Here is an 18840-nt window from a genome sequence, read left to right as displayed (position 1 = left end):
TGACGGCGACGGGTATGATCCCGCTACCCGGACATGACCGCCACCGAATCCGTCAACTGGTCTCACCATGCTCTTGTCTGATTTGTATATTCCAAAACAAACTTACGGTTTTTGTTTTTATCAATTTATGATCTCAGAAAAGGCGTTATTATAAGCAGCAATCACAAAGCATCATTGACCAGAACCAGAATGAGAGGCCCCATGAACACTCCCTCCCAGTCCCTCAGCCATCAGGTGGTGATCGTCGGCGGTGGTACTGCCGGTACCACTGTCGCCGCTTCCCTGCTCCGCCAGCGCCCTGAACTGGATGTGGCCGTGGTGGAACCCTCGGAAGTCCACTACTACCAGCCGGCATTCACGCTGGTCGGCGGCGGCACCTATGACATGGACAGCACCCGGCGGGCCCAGAAGGAAACACTGCCGGAAACGGCCACCTGGATCCACGCCGGCGTGGCCACGTTCGAGCCGGACAGCAACCAGCTCACACTTGAGGACGGCCGCCAGGTGCAGTATGAGCACCTGGTCGTCGCCCCCGGCATCAAGCTGGACTGGGATCGCGTGGAAGGGTTGCGTGAAGCCCTGGGAAGCAACGGCGTGTGCAGCAACTACAGTCCGGAGACGGCACCCTACACCTGGGAATGCCTGCGCCAGTTCCGGGGCGGCAACGCTATCTTCACCCAGCCGCCGCCCCCGCTGAAATGCGCCGGCGCGCCACAGAAGATCGCCTACCTGGCCGCGGATCACCTGCGCCGGAACGACCTGGCCCCCGAAAGCAACCTGCAGTTCTACAGTGGCGCCGGCGCCCTGTTCAGCGTGCCGGACTTCGTGCCGCACCTGCAGAAGGTGATGGACCGCTACGGCATCGGCGTCAACCAGGGCCATGACCTGGTCGCCATTGATGCCGAGCGCAAGGTGGCCCGCTTCGCCACCAAGGACGCCAACGGGGAAACCACCGAGGTGGAACAGCCCTACGACCTGCTACACGTGACACCGCATCAGACCTCACCCGACTTCGTGAAACAGAGCCCGCTGGCCAATGCCGACGGCTGGGTGGACGTGGACAAGGGCACCACACAGCACACCCGCTACCCCAACGTCTTCTCACTGGGCGATGCCAGCTCCCTGCCCACCTCCAAGACCGCCGCAGCCGTGCGCAAGCAGGCTCCGGTCACAGTGCGCAATCTGCTGGCGCGCCTGGACGGGCAGGCACTGGACGCCCAGTACGACGGCTACACCTCGTGCCCACTGGTCACCGCCTACGGCAAGGTGATGCTGGCCGAGTTCATGTACGACGGTGTCGTGACCCCTACGCTGCCCCTGAGCCCCTTCAAGGAATCCCGGTTCTACTGGGTGGTCAAGAAGCACCTGCTTCCGCCGTTCTACTGGAACCAGATGCTTAAGGGCAAGGAGCCCGACATTGCCCACAAGCCACTGAAAGCAGGCTGATCAGCCCTGCTCCGGGCCGCTCTCGCCGGAGGGTGGCAGCGGCGGCATGGGGCAGTCCAGCTGATCGGCGATGATGCGCAGCAGCTCATACTCACGCGGGCTGACACGCCCGTCTTCCTGGATGCAGTGAACACAGGCATCAATGATGGCGGGCTTGAGCATCGCCGGCAGCCCGTCCAGCCGCCCCAGTGACTGAAGCAGCTTGCGGGCGCTGGTGCCCTCGCCGGAAGGCCGCCTGGCCTCCGTTTCGAATCCCGCCATGGCCTCCCGGTACAGGGGCTCCGGATCGGCGCGTGTACCCGCCGATGCCATCAGCCACAACAGCCGGCGGATGTCCGGCATTACCGCCCCGTAGCGACGGTGGACCACCTTCCGGTTGCGACCCGCTCTTTTGCCGAGATGATGTTTGAGGAAGCCCAGGATGGCGATGTCGTGCAGGCGGGCGCCACGGTCCTCGCGGATCAGCTGTTCCATGTCCCGCAGTAACTGGCCTTTCGCCGGTGTCTCCAGCTCCCGCAATGCCGGCAGTGACAGCTCGACCAGCGGCACCCTGTAGGCCGGGCCCAGATCACGCAGCGTCTGGATCATCTGGCGCACCAGGAGTGGGTCAATCGCTACGGCACCCACCGGCTCCAGCTCCGGGAGCCACTGATCCAGGGCGCCGTGGTCCGCCTCTTCCAGCGCCAGCGCCAGACACAGGTGGACTGCCCCCTCGGCCCCATGCAGCTGCTGGTTCAGGCCGCCGGGCAGCGCGGCAAGCAGTGAGCGGACATGGCAGGTCCCGGACTCACTGAGCGCCCCCACCGGGGCGGCACCACTGCCGATCTCGAGACCGCCCGCACCCGAGAACCCCATGGCCGCTGCTGCCTCGTTGGCTGCCGTGGGCGGCGCCTCACCCTGTTCCCGGGCAGCCTTGCGATCCCGGGATTTCATGCGCACCAGCAGGGTCTCATCGATGGCGTTAAGCCGGTCCTCAATCGGAGGATGGGAAGCCAGAAGGCGCGCCAGAGAGACGCTTTCCCCGAAGCACAGGTGGTTCAGGTCTTCCGCATGACTGGTGGCTCTGAGCCGCGATCCGGAAGCAGCCACGCCGATCCGGTACAGCGCCCCTCCGATGCCCTCAGGATTGCGGGTGAACTGCACGGCGGCGGCATCCGCCAGGTATTCGCGCTGGCGCGAGACCGCCGACTTGATAACCCGCCCCATGAAAAGCCCGACGTAGCCCACAATCACCAGCACGGCGCCCGCGAGTACGAGAGCGCCATCGTAGCGGCGCCGGTGATGGTAACCGCTCCAGCCCCAGATGCCGAACCGCACCAGGTACTGGCCCAGCTGGCCGATCAGCAGAATACCCGCCAGCATCGAGATGAGCCGCACGTTGATGCGCATGTCGCCGTTGAGAATATGGCTGAATTCATGGGCCACGACGCCTTGCAGCTCATCGCGGCTGAGCTCATCCAGAGTGCCCCGGGTCACCACCAGCACCGCCTCATTGGGCTGATAACCGGCCACGAAGGCGTTGATGGCCGCCTCCTGGTCCATCACGAACAGCTGCGGGACGGTGACCCCGCTGGCAAGGGCCATCTCCTCGGTAACATTGCGCAGCTGACGCTCTCCCTTCTCTGCCGTATCAGCGGGAACCGGACGGGCACCCGCCATGCGCGCCACCCGTTCCCCGCCGCGACGCAGATCCGCGTAACGGTAGAGTGACCCCATGGCGACAATGGCCGCCACTGTACCGGTCACGGCCCAGCCGGGCTCCGAGAGGAGCCAGTCCAGGAACGGCACCGGGTAGTGGACCCAGAAAACGTAGAAGCCGTAGAGCACCGCCGAGACCGCGAGGATGATCAGGCTCACGGCCAGCAGGAACAGCAGGATCAGGACCAGCGACTGGCGCCGGGCCCGGTCCTGGCGTTCGAAGAAACGCATGGCAGCCGCCCCCTCAGCTGAATGAGGCGGAGGGCGGCTCGCTCAGCGCCTCGGTATCAAACTCCAGCAACCCGGCGGGCTTGAAGGCGAAAAAACCCGACATGAAGTTGTTGGGGAACTTCTCACGGTAGGTGTTGTAGTCCATCACGGAGTCATTGAACGACTGACGAGCAAAGGCCACGCGGTTCTCGGTGGAGGACAGCTCCTCCATAAGCTGCAGCATGGTCTCGTTGGCCTTGAGGTCCGGGTAGTTCTCCATCACCGCATTGAAACCGCCAAGGGCCTTGGTGAGCATGTTCTCGGCACTGGCCAGGTTGTTCATCTTCTGTCCGTCCCCGGGATCTTTCCGGGCATTTTCCTGGGCCTGCATCGCCCCGGTGCGGGCTTCGGTCACCCGGGCCAGCGTCTCGCGCTCATGAGTCAGATAGCCCTGGGCGGTTTCCACCAGATTGGGGATCAGGTCATGCCGACGCTTGAGCTGGACATCAATCTGCGCAAAGGCATTCTTGAAGCGGTTCTTCAGCGTGACCAGATGGTTGTAAATGACGATGGCATAGCCGACGATCAGGACGATCACCGCTAGGCCGATCAGGGTGGTTGTGTCCATACGCTCAATCCTCTTCAGGTCCGGATACTGAGCAGGATTAAAGAGGAAAAGTCACGATAACGCCAGTAATCAGGGGCGGTTTCGGAATCAGTGGATAACAGCTTGGGGAGAAGAATAGACAGGAACAATCAGGAAAGGACTCGAACGGACGCCAATTGACGCCCGCTCGCAGAGTCACTGGGTTCAGAAGCTGTAGCCGACGTGCAGGCGGTAGATCATGGGATCAATCTCCACTGTTCCGATGGGGTTCCCATCGAGCTCCGCATCCGCCTCAATATCTGCATAGTAGGCTGCTGCACCAACACTCCAGTTTTCAGCCAACGGTACATCCACGCCTACCTGGGCTGCGAGACCAACTGAATCATCTAGGTTCAGGTCCCCCAGAGCGATTTCTTCATCCCAGAAAGTCGTGTAGTTCACGCCTGCGCCCACATAGGGCTTAAAGGCGAATCCCTGGCCGGAAAGCGGGAACCACGAGACAGTCACCGTGGGAGGCAGATGCTTGGTTGAGCCAACGTTGGAGCCTCCGAACTGACTGGCTTCAATATCATGTTCAAAGGGAGTAGCGGCCAGCAGATTTACGCTCATGTTATCGGTCATCATATAGCTGATGCTGGCCCCTGCCTGGATGTCCGAATCCGCGCGAAGATCATAGGCACCTCCCGCGACAGAAGAATAACTCCCCCCCGGTACCACACTGGCAATACCGCCACGGACAATGGTGTCGCCCTTGTCGTAGGCCACAGCAGGGGCTGCCGCACCAATGACACTGATGGAAAGGGCAGCGATTAGGGATTGGCGAATCGGGTTCAATTTCATGGTCGGGCTCCTGCCGTTGGATTATGGAACCAGCATAAGCCCGTTACCCCAAAACAAGATTGATCTATCTCATTGATTTTGAATTTGATTTCCGTCAATTCTCCACGCGGCAAGCCAGGATCCTATCCGTGCCCCCGGCTGGTGTTCAGGATTCAGGCCGCAGCGCCCTGCCCCTGCTCCCGCGGCGCGAGCTGCAGTTGGTCGCCTTCCAGGCGCACAGCGTAGGTTCGGAGCCTGTACCTGGCGTCTTCCAGGCAGCGCCCATCGAGCAGTGAGAAATGCTTCTTATACAGCGGCGTCGCCACCACGGGTTCTTCTTCCACATCACCCACGATGCCCCGGGCGATGATGTTCACACCGGAGATCGGGCAGTAGTTGTCCACCGCGAACAGTGACTGCTCCAACTCGGGGATGTAGAAGATGGCCACCTGGCGGTCACCGAAGCGCGCGCCAATGCCCGCGCCCGGTACCAGGTCGGCCCTGCTGCCCACAGGGGTCCATTCATTCTGATGTGTCATGTGAATCCTCCTCAGACGGATACCGCCGGAATGCGTTCCAGCTTCTCTTCGGCCGTGGCCGGGCGCGGCTGCTCGCGCTCTTCCACCGTGACCACGTAGGGGTCGTCGCCGTCGTCGTTGATCATCTGGCGGAAGCGCTTGAGCTTCTCCGGGTCTTCCAGCGTGGTCTTCCACTCGCACTGGTAATTCTCGATCAGCCGCGCCATCTGCGCGTCCAGGTCCTCGGCGATGCCCAGCGAATCGTTGACCACAACGTCATAAACATAATCCAGGCCGCCATCCAGGTTCTCCAGCCAGCGCGCCGTGCGCTGCAGCCGGTCGGCGGTGCGGATGTAGAGCATCATGAACCGGTCAACGAACCGGATGAGGGAATCGGTATCCAGGTCCTGGGCGAAGAGATCCGCGTGGCGCGGACGCATGCCGCCGTTACCCGCCACATAGAGGTTCCAGCCATGCTCGGTGGCGATCACGCCGAAGTCCTTGCTCTGGGCCTCGGCGCATTCACGGGTGCAGCCACTGACCCCGAACTTGATCTTGTGCGGCGCGCGGATGCCCTTGTAGCGGTGCTCCAGGTCGATGGCGAGCTGCACGCTGTCCTGCACTCCGTAACGGCACCAGGTACTGCCCACGCAGCTCTTCACCGTCCGCAAGGCCTTGCCGTAGGCGTGGCCCGTCTCGAAGCCCGCATCCACGAGCCGCTGCCAGATGGAGGGCAGATCGTTGAGCTTGGCCCCGAAGAGGTCCACGCGCTGACCGCCGGTGATCTTAGTGTAGAGTTCGAATTCCTTGGCCACCTCACCCAGCGTGATCAGCTTGTCCGGGGTGATCTCGCCCCCGGCGACACGGGGCACCACGGAGAAGGTTCCGTCCTTTTGCATATTGGCGAGGAAGGTGTCGTTGGTGTCCTGCAACCCCACGTGCTCCGGGTTGAGCACGTAGTCGTTCCAGGTGGACGCCAGGATCGAGGCCACCGCCGGCTTGCAGATGTCGCAGCCGAGGCCGTGGCCATGGTTCTTCAGCAGGGTATGAAAGTCATGGATGCCCTCGACGCGGATGATGTGCTCGAGCTCCTGGCGCGTGTACTGGAAGTGCTCGCAGACGCTGTTGTCCACCTCCATGCCCAGCGCCGCCATCTCGTGGTCGACGATCTCCTTGAGCTGACCGGCGCAGCCGCCGCAGCCGGTACCGGCCTTGGTCGCGGCTTTCACATCCCCCACGGACGCATACCCGTCGTGAACGCACTGCACGATGTCGCCCTTGGTGACGTTGTGGCAGGAACAGATGCCGGCGGTCTCCGGCAGCGCATCCACGCCCAGCGCCGGGGCCCCGCCCTCGTTGGCCGGCAGGATCAGGGATTCCGGATTATCCGGCAGTTCCAGCCCGTTGAGCATGTACTGGAGCAGGGTATCGTAGTAGCTGTTGTCGCCCACCAGCATGGCGCCCAGAAGCTGCTTGCCGTCGGCGGAGACCACCAGCTTGCGGTATTCCTGGGCGATGCCGTTGGTGTAGCGGTAGAAGCGCGCCCCCGGGTTCTGGTTGCCGTGGGCATCGCCGATGGCGCCCACGTCCACGCCCATGAGCTTGAGCTTGGTGCTCATGTCCGCCCCGGTGAAGGCCCGGTCGCCCCCGGTCAGGGTGTCCAGTGCCGCCTTGGCCATCTGGTAGCCGGGGCCGACCAGGCCAAAGATGCTGTCGTTCCACAGCGCCACTTCCCCGATAGCGAGGACGTCGGGATCACTGGTGCGGCAGTGATCGTCAATCACGACGCCCCCGCGTTCGCCCATGGTCAGGCCCGCGTCGCGCGCCAGTTCATCGCGCGGACGGATGCCGGCGGAGAATACGACCAGGTCCGTCTCCAGCAGCCGATCATCCTGGAAGACCATCTGGTGCCGGGCATTGGTGCCCGCGTCGATGCGCTGGGTCGCGCGGCCGGTCAGCACCTGCACGCCCAGTTCCTCGATCTTCTCGCGCAGGATGCCACCGCCCTCTTCGTCCACCTGGACCGGCATCAGCCGGGGTGCGAATTCCACCACGGCCGTGTCCAGGTCCAGTTCGCGCAGGGCGTTGGCGGCCTCCAACCCCAGGAGGCCGCCGCCAACCACCACACCGGTGTTCGACCGGGAAGCGGCCTCGCGGATGGCGTCCAGGTCGTCCAGGGTCCGATAGACCAGGCAGTCCTCCCGGTCATTGCCCTCGATCGGGGGCACGAAGGGATAGGAGCCGGTGGCCAGCACGAGCTTGTCGTAGGGCAGTGTTTCGCCACTGTCGAGGGTGAGCGTGCGGGCCTCCCGGTCAATGGCGGTCGCCGCCGTGTTCAGCCGCAACTCGAACCCCCACTGGGCATACTGGTCCGCCGTGGAAAACGCCAGGTCATCGGCGGACTTGCCCTGGAAGTACTCGGACAGGTGCACGCGGTCGTAGGCGATGTGGCGCTCCTCCCCCAGTACGGTCACATGGAAGCCGTCCGCCTGGCCGCTTTCAGCCAGTTGCTCCAGGAAGTGGTGGCCGACCATGCCGTTACCGATCACGATCAGGTTCTGTTGTGTCATGGCATTTTCCTCCGGTTGCCAGCGGGCGGCGTCTCAGGCCGCCTCGCAGTATGCTTCGCCAAATGCCAGGCTCGCGCGCCAGGCACTGAGATCCGTTCCCCGGCTCAGGTGCTCGAAGAGCCAGGGGCCCATCGATGCATCGCCATACAGGACGGCACCGACGAGGCGGTTGTTCTTCAGGAGCAGGCGGCGGTACTCGCCACCGCGACGGTCGTGGTAGAGGATGGATTCGGTGTCCCGGTCACGGGGTTCAATATCCCCGCAGGAGAACACGTCCACACCACTGATCTTGAGCCGCGTTGCCACGGGCGTTTCACGGTAGACCCGCCGGCCACCGCAGAGCCGGTCAGCGAGAACTTCTGCCTGCCGGTAGACCGGCTCGACCAGACCGTAGGTCTGATCCCGGAACTGACAGCATTCACCCAGGGCATGGATGCGTTCGTCGCTGGTGGTGAGCGTGGCGTCCACATGAATGCCACGCTCGCATTCAAGCCCGGCCTCCTCCGCCATTTGCCGGTTCGGCTGGATCCCTGCCGCCATCACCACCAGATCCGCTGCCAGTTCACGGCCGTCCTGAAGGCGAACCGCCTCGACCCGGCCGTTGCCCTGGATCCGATCCACACCATTGGCCAGGTGCAGGACCATACCCCGCCGGCGGAGCGCCTCAGCGAGCATCCCGCCGGCGGTCGCGTCCAACTGCCGGTTCAGGGGGGAGTGCCCCCGATGCACCACGGACACTGTCATCCCCTGCGCCCTCAGGCCTTCGGCCGCTTCCAGCCCGAGGAAGCCACCACCAATAACGACGGCATTGCCTCCCTGCCGGGAGCCCTCCGCCATCCACCGGGCATCCTCAAGGCTCCGGAATCCGGTTACGCCCTCCAGGTCGGCCCCCTCGATCCCTGGTATGGCCGGACGGGAGCCGGTGGCGATGACCAGCCGGTCAAAGGGAATCCTGTGGCCGGCCCGGGTGATCACTGCCCGTGCGGCGCGATCAATCCAGGCCACGCCGTCACCCTGGTGCAGCTGCACGCCCTGATTCGCGTACCAGCCGTGCGATGCCAGCGCCAGCGCATCCGTGGTGGTTTCGCCGGCCAGCCAGGGGGAGAGCAGGATCCGGTTATAGGCCAGCTCCGGTTCGTCACTGATGACGGTCACACGCCAGCCGTGCTGTTCCCCCGCCAGCGACTCCAGAAGCCGCTGCGTGGCCATGCCGTGTCCGATAATGACGAGCTCACCGCCCATTCCTGCCTCCGGGGCCCTGCCCCAACAAAAAAGGCGCCTGCCAACCTTCCCTTGAGGAAGACCGATCAGGCGCCAATGCCCTGTTGATTCGCAATGTCCGTGTCCTCAGACACACCCTTCGGGGAGCAGGTTGCGTGCCAACACTTACTCCCCCAAAAAATCAACTACTTGGAAACAAAGGCATGTCGATGGAAGGGAGTCACTGGAACCCTGCTGGTGCACACGTGGGCGCTGATGCACCAGAATCAGGCGTTCACGGCCCCCGAAGCCGATGGTGCCCCTTCCGGATCACCCCGGGCCTCACCACTCTTCCTGGGCATCGACATCACTTTCTGCTGCTTTTCGTAGAGGAAGCTCAGCACCGACTGACGGCAACGGTTGTACTCGGCGCAGTCCGCCAGCCCGACACGGTCGCGAGGCCGCGCCAACGGCACGTCCAGGACCTCGCCAATGGTTGCGGCCGGCCCGTTGGTCATCATCACGATCCGGTCGGACAGCAGCACCGCCTCGTCCACGTCGTGCGTGATCATGATGACGGTGCTGTTGAGCTCACGCTGGATCTCCATGAGCGAGTCCTGCAGGTGCGCCCGGGTCAGCGCATCCAGGGCACCGAAGGGTTCGTCCATCAGCAGCACCTTTGGCTGCATGGCCAGGGCTCTCGCAATGCCCACGCGCTGGCGCATGCCACCGGAGAGCTCATCCGGACGTTTGTCGATGGCATGCCCCATGTGCACCAGCTCCAGGTTGTGGATGACCCAGTCCCGGCGCTGCTGACGCGTCATGGAACGGCGGAACACCTGTCGCACGGCCAGTTCGACGTTGCCATAGGCAGTCAGCCAGGGCATCAGCGAGTGATTCTGGAAGACCACTGCCCGCTCCGGGCCCGGCTCGGTGACCTCCCGGCCGTCCAGCAGGCACCCGCCGCGCGTGGCCCGCATCAGTCCCGCGATGATGTTGAGAACGGTGGACTTGCCGCAGCCGGAGTGGCCGATCAGGGAAATGAACTCGCCCTCGGCGACGCGCAGGTTGACGTCCTCCAGGGCCGTAAAGGTCCCGCCCTTGACGGGGAAACCCATGCCCACTGAGGACAGTTCGAGATGGGGACGTGAATGACTCATGGTGAAACCTCCCTTGTTCAGTGTGTGGCGCTGGCGCGATCCCAGGAGAGCAGGCGCTGCAGCATCAGCATGCCGCGGTCCAGCACCAGCCCGATCAGGCCAATAACGATCACGGCCACCATGATGCGACCCAGTGATTCGCTGCTGCCGTTCTGGAACTCATCCCAGACGAACTTGCCGAGCCCGGGGCTCTGGGCGAGCATCTCGGCGGCGATCAGCACCATCCAGGCAATGCCCAGCGACAGCCTCAGGCCGGTGAAGATCATGGGTATGGCGGAGGGCAGCACCACCCGCCAGACGTGGGTGAAAAAGCCCAGCCGCAGGACCTGGCTGACGTTGCGCAGGTCCTGGCTCACCGCATTCACACCCATGATGGTGTTCACGAGCGTGGGCCAGAGGCTGCACAGCGAGACCGTGACCATGGACGTGATGAAGGCGCGCGAGACCATCGGGTCCTCAACCGTGTAGGTGGCGGACACCACCAGCGTGACAATGGGCAGCCAGGCCAGCGGTGAAACCGGCTTGAACACCTGGATCACGGGATTCACCGCCTCGTACAGGTACCGGTTCAACCCCACGACAATGCCCAGGGGAATCGCTACCAGTGAGGCCAGGACAAAGCCCGAGAACACCGTCCCCAGGCTCGTCAGGACCTGATCAATGAAGGTTTCCTTGCCGCTGTAGGGGCGGATCCGCACCTCGGCGTCCGGGTTGCGCTCCAGAATCTGAGCATTGCGTTCCTTCTGCATCTCGATGAACTCGGCGGCGCGTCGCTGCTCCTCGAGATGGTCCGCCCAGAGGTTGCCCGCCTGCTCCCAGACGCCCGCCGGCCCGGGCAGGCTGCCCAGGGAGGTGGTGACGCTCTGGGCTGCCATCTGCCACAGAAGGAGGAAGGCGAGCACGCCCAGTACCGGCATGCTCAGGGCCCTGATGGCACCCTGGAGATTGAACCCCGCCATCCGTTGCTTCATGAAGTCGGCGATCCGTGTCACCGGGGCTGTCTGTTGCATAACGCCGCCTCCTGTTGATCAGGGCGTTTCATCGCCGCTGAGGCCGATGTCGAAACTGTTGATGTAGGCATTGGGCTCGCGACCGTTGTAGGCCCGGCCGTCGATGAAGTCGTCCTGCACCGGCTTGAAGCCGTCGATGTCGTCAAAATCCGGGAAGTCAGAGGCCTCCAGAGTGCCGTCCGCCACCAGGGAGCGCGCCGCTTTCTCGTAGATGGCGGGTTTGTAGACTTCGCGCGCCTTCTTCATGTACCAGTCATCCGGCTTCCGTTCGGAAATCTGGCCCCAGCGCCGCATCTGGGTCATGAACCAGATGGCATCGCTGTAGTAGGGGTAGTTGGCGTTGTGGCGGAAGAAGACATTGAAGTCCGGCTCCTCGCGCACATCGCCCGGCTCATACTCGAAGGTCCCGGTCATGGAGTTGGCGATGACCTCTTCGTCCGCCCCCACGTAACGGGAATCCGAGAGGATCTCGACGGCCTCCTCGCGATTGGCGTTGCCGTTCGCGTCCAGCCAGTGGGCTGCCCGGATCAGCGCCCGGAGCACGCGCAGGTGGGTGTTCGGGTTCTCTTCGGCCCACTCCCGGGTCACGCCGAAGACTTTCTCCGGGTTGTGGGGCCAGATGTCATGGTTGGTGACCACGGGAACGCCAATGCCCTTGGCAACGGCCTGCTGGTTCCAGGGTTCGCCCACGCAGTAGCCCTGGATGGTGCCGGCCTCCATGGTGGAGGGCATCTGCGGCGGCGGCGTCACGGAAAGCCGGACATCCGCCCCGCTGCGACCGCTGTTGTCACCCTCAAGCGGCTCGTAGAACCCGGGGTGAAGCCCGCCAGCCGCCAGCCAGTAACGGATCTCATAGTTGTGGGTGGAGAGGGGATAAACCATCCCCATGTCGAACGATTCGCCCTCGTCCAGGCTCGATTCCACAACGGGTGCAAGCGCCTCGGCACTGATCGGGTGGGCAGGTTTGCCGTCCTCACGCTTCGGCACATGGGGGCGCATGGCCTCCCAGACATCGTTCGAAACGGTAATGGCATTACCGTTCAGGTCCATGCTGAATGCCGTCACAATGTCGGAGCTGTTACCGCCAACCCCGATGCTGGCCCCGATGGGCTGGCCCGCGAGCATGTGGGCGCCATCCAACGCGCCCCGGGCCACGCGATTCTGGAGGACGCGCCAGTTGGACTGGGCTTCCAGGTCCACAAAAAGACCCTCGTCGAAGAAAAAGTGCTTCTCCTTGGCAATGGCCAGCGGGGCCATGTCGGTCAGCTTGATGAACCCCAGCTTGAGGTCCGGCTTTTCGGCCGGGCCGATCTCCTCGGCCCCCGCCGGCAATGCACTCACAAGACCCGCCAGAAGAAGCGCGCCGATTCCGGACACTGTCCGCCTGTTCCCGTTCATTGGACTTCTCCCCTGCAACAAACCAAAAAAAAGCGCCTGCCCCCAGTCCGGGAGCAGGCGCCTTTGCCGTTTCAATTCATGTTCTGGTGTGCAGCTCCATCTGCACCCCGGCCGCCACGCCGGTCCGTGCCATGGCAAACCGTCAACCTGTCCGTGGCACACCCAAGCCTAAGCAGGAAGCATGCCACTGATCATTGATTCTGATTTTAAAGGCTTTTTATGGAACCCGACCCGCAGAAGATGATCATCCACGACCGAATCAGGTGCATCAGGCAGCCCCCATGCACCGGCGCGGATCAGTCCTGACCGGCGGTTGCGATCAGGGCATCCGGGGCTACCTCAACCTGCCCCCGGACTCCTTCCACCACAAAGGGCTGACGGTGCTCCCCCTCGTCCTTATAGTCCATAATCGGCGCGTCCAGACTCAGGCTTTCCGCGACCTTGCGGTAGAGGTCGGGACGGAAAATGCTGTCCAGATCCGGTGTCTCCAGCAGCTGCTCGCCCTGGTTGCGCAGACGCATACGCGACAGCAGCCATTGCGCCTGGGAGAGCCACGGGAAGTTCGCACTCTGACGAAAGAAGTGCTGCTGGACCCTGGGGTGGAAGAGACTTTCGCCCTGATCTCCGAGAGGCTCAATGGCACTGCCGAGGTAATGGGGGTGCACCAGTATGCGGTGGACGAGTTCGCGATTATCCGGGTCATCCAGCCAGCGGCAGCAGCGGACCAGGGCACGCATCAACGCACGCAGTTTTTCCGGGTTGGCCTGCGCCCAGTCGCGGCGCACGCCCAGGACTTTCTCCGGCGCGTTCTGCCAGACCTGGCACCCCGTCGCCAGGATCTGGCCCAGCCCGTGATACTCCATCAGCGAATTCCAGGGCTCACCGACACAGGCCAGATCAACACTGCCGTAGGCCAGTGCAGTCATCATCTCCGGCGGCGGCACCGTTACCAGCTCCAGACCCGGGCCGGGCGACAGTCCAGCACTGGCAAGCCAGTCGAGCAGCTGCAGGTAATGGGTGGACCAGGCGTAGACAATGCCCAGCCTGATCGGCTCATCACTGGACGCCACGACCCGCGCCAGGGCACATGCCGCCTCCGAGGGTTCGGAGAGATCGAAACCGGTAGAAGTCAATTGCTCATAGAGCGCTCGCCTGGCCGTGATGGCATTGCCGTTACGGCTGAGCACCATAGGGCTGATGACCGGGCAGGGCGGCGCCCCGAGCCCCATATTGATGGCCAGGGCCATGGGCCCGAGCATCTGGGCGCCATCCAGCATTCCAACGCCGACACGATCCCGCAGACTGGACCAGGAGGGCTGTCGATACAGGCTGACATCCAACCCTTCCTCCGCGAAGAAGCCTGCCTCCTGAGCCATGATCAGGGGCGCGGCGTCCAGCAGGGGGATGAATCCCAACCGGATGGTCTCACTTGATTCCGTACCATGCATCCAGTCAGTCATCCATTGCCTCCGGGGATCCCGCCCCTTCGGCCCCACCCAGTACCTCAATCAGCTGGCGGGCCACCTCGCTGAGTTTCTGATTCCGATCCATCGCCAGTTTACGCATGCTGTGGAATGCCTCATCTTCCGAACAGTTGTTCTGCTTCATCACCAGCCCCTTGGCCCGTTCGATGTCCTTACGCTCTTCCAGCGCCGTCCGCGTCTCCTCCAGCTGATGACGCAGTGACTGGAAAGCCTCGAAACGCGCCACCGCCACCTCCACGATCGGCTTGACCCGATGCTGTTCAAGCCCGTCCACAATGTAGGCACTGACGCCGGCGTTAACGGCCTGCTGGATCGTATGGCTGTCGCTGTCATCACTGGCGAAGAACACCACCGGCCGGGGCGCGTGCTCATTGAGGGCGGACATGGACTCGAGGGTATCCCGGTCCGGTGAATCCATATCGATGATCACCACGTCCGGCTCCTCCTGGGCAACAGCTGCCACGAGCCCACGCGTGCTGCTGCGCTGCCCCACCACCTCGTAGCCCTCGGAGGTCAGTGCGTCGCACACCATCGCTGCCCGTTCCGGCTCGTTGTCCACCAGCATGACACGTACACCGCTCTGATCCGCCGACATGCTCCATCCCCAGCGTCGATTCGCGCCATTCTGAAGCAAAAGCCACGCCAGCCGCCTTGCCCATGAAACCGGTCTCAATCGCCGGCTTCAACGGAGCGAGCGCCCCAATGCAGTGCAATCTGCCCCGAAACAGGACATGACTGGGCTCCCCCTCCCCCTGATTGGGGCCATTTCAGGCAGGCATGGGAAATGCTTGCGAACGGAGAAGCAACACCATCACAGACCACGGGTACCGAAGCCCGGTCACCGGCACCGAATCCGTGCCGGGGCCGGGGCCGGGCTTCTTCTGTTCAGGGAGCATCCATCATGGGCTGCAAAACCACATGCCCCTACTGCGGCGTCGGCTGCGGTGTCGACGCCACTATCAAGGAAGACACCCTCGAGCCGGTCCAGGGTGATCCGGACCATCCTGCCAACGCGGGGCGGCTGTGCGTGAAGGGGTCCGCCTTGCACGAAACGCTCGGTTCCCAGGGCCGACTGACCCGACCGCGCATTCAGGGGCGTGATACGGACTGGGACGAGGCGATCCAGTACCTGGGCGCGGAACTGACCCGCCTGCAGCAGGAACAGGGCGGCCAGTCGATTGCCTTCTACCTCTCCGGCCAGCTCCTCACCGAGGATTACTACGTGGCCAACAAGTTCGCCAAGGGCTTCATCGGCACGCCACACGTGGATACCAACTCACGGCTGTGCATGTCCTCGGCGGTTGCCGCCCACAAGCGTGCATTCGGCGAGGACGCGGTGCCGGGCTGCTACGAGGACCTGGAACTGGCCGACCTGCTGGTGCTTGCCGGCGCCAATCCAGGCTGGAACCATCCCATCCTGTACCAGCGTATGCAGAGGGCAGGCGACAACAGGCCCGAACGGCGGATGGTGGTGATTGATCCCCGGCGCACCGCGTCCTGTGAGCAGGCTGACCTGCATCTGCCCCTGCGGCCGGGAACGGACGCCATCCTCTGGAATGGTCTTCTGGTATGGCTCGCGGATTCCGGCGCGCTGGATCAGGCCTGGATCGGCGCCCACTGCAACAGCCCTGACGCCGCCCTTCAGGCAGCTCGTGATAGTTCACCCACCCCGGAAGCCGTCGCCGACCAGTGCGACCTGACTGTGGCGGACGTCCGCACCTTCTATGAATGGTTCGCCGCGACCCCGCGCACCACCAGCTTCTGGTCCCAGGGGCTGAACCAGAGCCGCTCCGGCACGGACAAGGCCAACGCCATCATCAACTGCCACCTGGCCACCGGCCGCATCGGCCAGCCCGGTGCCACACCCTTCTCCGTGACCGGCCAGCCCAACGCCATGGGCGGACGCGAGGTCGGCGGGCTCGCCAATCAGCTGGCCGCACACATGGACTACGACACCCCTGGGGCACGGGAGGCACTGGCCCATTTCTGGCAGGCTCCATCCCTGCCCACGGAGCCCGGGCACAAGGCTGTTGCCCTCTTTGAGGCCATGGAGCGCGGTGAGATCCAGTGCGTCTGGATCATGGCCACCAACCCGCTGGTGTCGCTCCCGGACCCGGAGCGGGCACGCCATGCACTGACCCAGTGCCCGCTGGTCATTGTCTCGGACTGTGTGGCCGACACTGACACCCTGGCCCTGGCGGATGTCGCCCTGCCGGCCATGGGCTGGGCCGAGAAGGACGGCACCGTTACCAATTCCGAACGCTGCATCTCGCGCCAGCGGGGCCTGATACCGGCCGTCGGCGAGGCACGCCCGGACTGGTGGATCCTCAGCGCCGTGGCCCAGGCCATGGGATTCAATGCAGCGTTTGACTATGCCGGCCCCGCAGCGATCTTCCGGGAACACGCCCTGGCTTCGACCCTTTCCGGTGCCCCCCGACAGCAGTTCAACCTGGGTGCACTTGCCGCCTTTTCCGACCGCGACTATAACGCCATGACGCCGGTCCAGTGGCCGGTCACACCGGAACACCCCCGTGGCCGTGAGCGGTTGTTCGGGGATAGCGCCTTCCCCACACCGAACGGTCGGGCCCGTTTCACCCCCATTCATCCCACGGCACCGGCAAGGGGGCCCACAGTAACCACCCCCCTGCGGGTCACCAGCGGCCGCATCCGCGACCAGTGGCATACCATGACCCGCACGGGCCGCGCGGCGCGTCTTCTCCAGCACCTGTGTGAACCGTTTATTGAGGTCCATCCGGACGACCTCGCAGCTCACGATCTCGCGGATGGCGACCTGGCCTGGCTCAGCAACGGCCAGGGCCGGTACCTGGGTCGAACCAGGGCCAGTGACGGTATGCGGCCGGGGGAGGTATTCGTGCCCATCCACTGGAACCACCAGTTCACCACGAACGGACTGGCTTCCGCGCTTTTCCCCAGAGTCATCGATCCGCTTTCCGGACAGCCGGAAACCAAGCACGCCAGCGCCGCACTGCTGCCCTTCAACGCCCGCTGGCATGCCCGGTTACTGGGCGAACAGCCGGAGCAGTGGCCTGAAGGCCTCTACTGGGCCCGGGTACCGATGGAGAAGACGACCTGCTGGCACCTGGCCGGCAACAGCCCCATCCCGGACTGGCCCGGCACCGCGCGCCAGTGGCTCGGAGGGGAACCCGACTCGGAGATGCGGGACCCCAGGGCCGGGCGCTACCGGGCAGCCTGGTATCACGGCGATCGGTTGCGGGCGGTGCTGCTGGTGGAACCCGGGAATGACTTCCCCGGCCTCGACTGGCTGGACAGCCTCTTCCAGACGCAACCACTGGATGACGGTACACGGCGCCGTGTCCTGGCAGGCCGGGACAGCGACCAGCCAGACCCCGGCCCCATCATCTGTTCCTGCTACCAGGTGGGCGAGCGCCGGATCGAGGAAGCTCTGGCGCAAGGCTGTGACTCGGTATCCGCCCTCGGCGGTGCCCTGGGCTGTGGCACCAACTGTGGTTCCTGCGTACCGGAACTCAGGCAGTTGGTGGAACAGTCCCTGCCCGAACCCTCAGGTGATGGATGAGCGCCAGTGTTCCCGCCACCGGCCCCAGCAGATAGAAGGCAGCCATGGCCTGATCCGGCACCAGTTCCAGCATCAGGCCACCGAAAAGCGTGCCGCTGCCGAAACCGATGGTATGGACACTGATCAGGCGCCCGGAGACCTGGCCCTGGGCATCCGGGCGCCGTGCCCGCAGGATGCTGCCGTACCAGGGGGCGGCCAGGGTAAGCCCGGCGGTGATCAGGCACACGGCTACGCCCACACCGATCACGCTGGACGAAGCCGCCAGCAATACGCCCCCCAGGGTAAATACGCCGAGCCAGAGGCCACTCAGGATTCGGGGCATGGGCGACAGCCAGCGGTTCCCCAGGGGCCCGGCGAGGACCGCGGAAACCGATGCCACCATCAGCACCGTCCCCGTCCACTGGGAGGCCGTTACCGAATCGAGGTCTGCCAGGTTCTGGATGTAGGGCCCCAGAGCAAACTGGAGTTGCCCCACCCAGAGGGTGATCACGAACCCAAGGGCATACAGGGGCCAGTCCTCGTTCCAGGGCGGCGCCACGGCGCTTTCACGGTTTCCGGACGGCTCCGGGGCCACGCCCGCTGCGAAGTACCACTGCATGAGCCACAGAGCCGCGCCCAGCAGGACAATCAGGACCAGCCCCAGCGGCAGGCTCCATATCGCCGCCAGCGCCACGATGCCTGGACCCATGACGCGCCCGGCATGGGTTGAGGCCTGGATGTAGGCCAGTGTCTCCGGCCACTGGGCAACCGGTTTGTCCGCCAGCGCGAAACGCTGGGCAGAGGGGAATACGCCGCCAGTGGCAATGCCGTAGACCAGGCGCGTCGCGATGGCGATGACCGCAATCCAGAAGGGAGACGACAGGGCAAGGATCGCCAGGATCAACAGGCCATAGCAGACCACCACCAGCCCCATGGTGAGGCGCATCACCGGCAGGGCCCCATGGCTGTCCGTACGCCGGCCCCAGACCGGACTGCTCACGGCCACCAGAATCAGGCTGGCGGCAACCAGCACCGACCAGAAAACGGGCGGCAGCCCAGTGCGTTCAATGATCCAGGGCAGGGTTGCCAGCAGCGATGACTGGAACAGCCCCATGACAGTGACGGTGGCGACCGCCAGAAACAGCTTCATGTGGGCTCCCGCCGCTGATGAGGGCCACGCAACAG

At 64.1% G+C, this 18840-nt stretch carries 14 protein-coding genes; 2 read left to right on the top strand and 12 right to left on the bottom strand.

The features are described 5' to 3' along the window. The first annotated feature begins 201 nt into the window (after positions 1-201). Positions 202-1446: an NAD(P)/FAD-dependent oxidoreductase gene (locus F3089_RS05930; protein WP_151439905.1), complete on the top strand. Its 1245-nt coding sequence runs from the start codon at positions 202-204 to the stop codon at positions 1444-1446. Here the strand turns inward: F3089_RS05930 and F3089_RS05925 are convergent, their stop codons facing one another. The 11 genes from F3089_RS05925 to F3089_RS05875 form a co-directional block, all read right to left on the bottom strand. Beyond that, positions 1447-3375, bottom strand: a complete 1929-nt coding sequence (locus tag F3089_RS05925; protein ID WP_151439904.1) for a M48 family metallopeptidase — start codon at positions 3373-3375, stop codon at positions 1447-1449. A 13-nt stretch (positions 3376-3388) separates the two neighbouring features. Beyond that, entirely contained in the window at positions 3389-3982 is a 594-nt protein-coding gene (locus F3089_RS05920) for a LemA family protein (RefSeq protein WP_151439903.1), read from the bottom strand. 183 nt (positions 3983-4165) lie between these two features. Next, positions 4166-4801: an OmpW/AlkL family protein gene (locus F3089_RS05915; RefSeq protein ID WP_151439902.1), complete on the bottom strand. Its 636-nt coding sequence runs from the start codon at positions 4799-4801 to the stop codon at positions 4166-4168. Between the two features lie 152 nt (positions 4802-4953). Beyond that, positions 4954-5319, bottom strand: a complete 366-nt coding sequence (gene nirD, locus F3089_RS05910; RefSeq protein ID WP_151439901.1) for a nitrite reductase small subunit NirD — start codon at positions 5317-5319, stop codon at positions 4954-4956. A gap of 11 nt (positions 5320-5330) precedes the next feature. Then, positions 5331-7868 carry a nitrite reductase large subunit NirB gene (gene nirB / locus F3089_RS05905; RefSeq protein ID WP_151439900.1) on the bottom strand — a complete coding sequence of 846 codons (2538 nt, stop codon included), beginning with the start codon at positions 7866-7868 and terminating at the stop codon, positions 5331-5333. A gap of 33 nt (positions 7869-7901) precedes the next feature. Next, positions 7902-9110 (bottom strand): NAD(P)/FAD-dependent oxidoreductase, encoded by a 1209-nt coding sequence (locus F3089_RS05900; RefSeq protein ID WP_151439899.1) that lies wholly within the window; start codon positions 9108-9110, stop codon positions 7902-7904. A gap of 245 nt (positions 9111-9355) precedes the next feature. Beyond that, on the bottom strand, positions 9356-10228 hold the full coding sequence (locus F3089_RS05895; RefSeq protein WP_151439898.1) for an ABC transporter ATP-binding protein: 873 nt from the start codon (positions 10226-10228) through the stop codon (positions 9356-9358). 17 nt (positions 10229-10245) lie between these two features. Next, positions 10246-11187, bottom strand: coding sequence for an ABC transporter permease (locus F3089_RS05890; protein WP_502707327.1), 942 nt, complete (start codon positions 11185-11187; stop codon positions 10246-10248). A gap of 69 nt (positions 11188-11256) precedes the next feature. After that, positions 11257-12636 carry a CmpA/NrtA family ABC transporter substrate-binding protein gene (locus F3089_RS05885; RefSeq protein ID WP_151439896.1) on the bottom strand — a complete coding sequence of 460 codons (1380 nt, stop codon included), beginning with the start codon at positions 12634-12636 and terminating at the stop codon, positions 11257-11259. A 296-nt stretch (positions 12637-12932) separates the two neighbouring features. Further along, positions 12933-14096, bottom strand: a complete 1164-nt coding sequence (locus tag F3089_RS05880) for a CmpA/NrtA family ABC transporter substrate-binding protein (protein ID WP_151439895.1) — start codon at positions 14094-14096, stop codon at positions 12933-12935. Beyond that, complete coding sequence (locus F3089_RS05875) at positions 14089-14715, bottom strand: ANTAR domain-containing response regulator (protein WP_151439894.1); 627 nt, start codon at positions 14713-14715, stop codon at positions 14089-14091. Before F3089_RS05875 ends, F3089_RS05880 begins: the two co-directional genes overlap by 8 nt. 306 nt (positions 14716-15021) lie before the next feature. Here F3089_RS05875 and F3089_RS05870 point away from each other — a divergent pair, with 306 nt between their 5' ends. Next, positions 15022-17676, top strand: a complete 2655-nt coding sequence (locus F3089_RS05870; RefSeq protein WP_151439893.1) for a nitrate reductase — start codon at positions 15022-15024, stop codon at positions 17674-17676. Here the strand turns inward: F3089_RS05870 and F3089_RS05865 are convergent. Continuing rightward, positions 17627-18805: an MFS transporter gene (locus F3089_RS05865; protein ID WP_151439892.1), complete on the bottom strand. Its 1179-nt coding sequence runs from the start codon at positions 18803-18805 to the stop codon at positions 17627-17629. The genes F3089_RS05870 and F3089_RS05865 overlap by 50 nt on opposite strands. Positions 18806-18840: the final 35 nt, after the last annotated feature.

It is taken from the genome of Halospina sp. K52047b, from assembly GCF_008709855.1.
Classification (GTDB): Bacteria; Pseudomonadota; Gammaproteobacteria; order Pseudomonadales; family Oleiphilaceae; genus Halospina; species Halospina utahensis_B.
This window is presented reverse-complemented; position numbering and strand designations above follow the sequence as displayed.

Coding starts and splice junctions, on each gene's coding strand:
- F3089_RS05890 (WP_502707327.1), bottom strand. CDS start 11,187: ATGGCGGGGTTCAATCTCCAGGGTGCCATCAGGGCCCTGAGCATGCCG.
- F3089_RS05885 (WP_151439896.1), bottom strand. CDS start 12,636: ATGAACGGGAACAGGCGGACAGTGTCCGGAATCGGCGCGCTTCTTCTG.
- nirD (WP_151439901.1), bottom strand. CDS start 5,319: ATGACACATCAGAATGAATGGACCCCTGTGGGCAGCAGGGCCGACCTG.
- F3089_RS05870 (WP_151439893.1), top strand. CDS start 15,022: ATGGGCTGCAAAACCACATGCCCCTACTGCGGCGTCGGCTGCGGTGTC.
- nirB (WP_151439900.1), bottom strand. CDS start 7,868: ATGACACAACAGAACCTGATCGTGATCGGTAACGGCATGGTCGGCCAC.
- F3089_RS05925 (WP_151439904.1), bottom strand. CDS start 3,375: ATGCGTTTCTTCGAACGCCAGGACCGGGCCCGGCGCCAGTCGCTGGTC.
- F3089_RS05930 (WP_151439905.1), top strand. CDS start 202: ATGAACACTCCCTCCCAGTCCCTCAGCCATCAGGTGGTGATCGTCGGC.
- F3089_RS05865 (WP_151439892.1), bottom strand. CDS start 18,805: ATGAAGCTGTTTCTGGCGGTCGCCACCGTCACTGTCATGGGGCTGTTC.
- F3089_RS05920 (WP_151439903.1), bottom strand. CDS start 3,982: ATGGACACAACCACCCTGATCGGCCTAGCGGTGATCGTCCTGATCGTC.
- F3089_RS05880 (WP_151439895.1), bottom strand. CDS start 14,096: ATGACTGACTGGATGCATGGTACGGAATCAAGTGAGACCATCCGGTTG.
- F3089_RS05915 (WP_151439902.1), bottom strand. CDS start 4,801: ATGAAATTGAACCCGATTCGCCAATCCCTAATCGCTGCCCTTTCCATC.
- F3089_RS05900 (WP_151439899.1), bottom strand. CDS start 9,110: ATGGGCGGTGAGCTCGTCATTATCGGACACGGCATGGCCACGCAGCGG.
- F3089_RS05875 (WP_151439894.1), bottom strand. CDS start 14,715: ATGTCGGCGGATCAGAGCGGTGTACGTGTCATGCTGGTGGACAACGAG.
- F3089_RS05895 (WP_151439898.1), bottom strand. CDS start 10,228: ATGAGTCATTCACGTCCCCATCTCGAACTGTCCTCAGTGGGCATGGGT.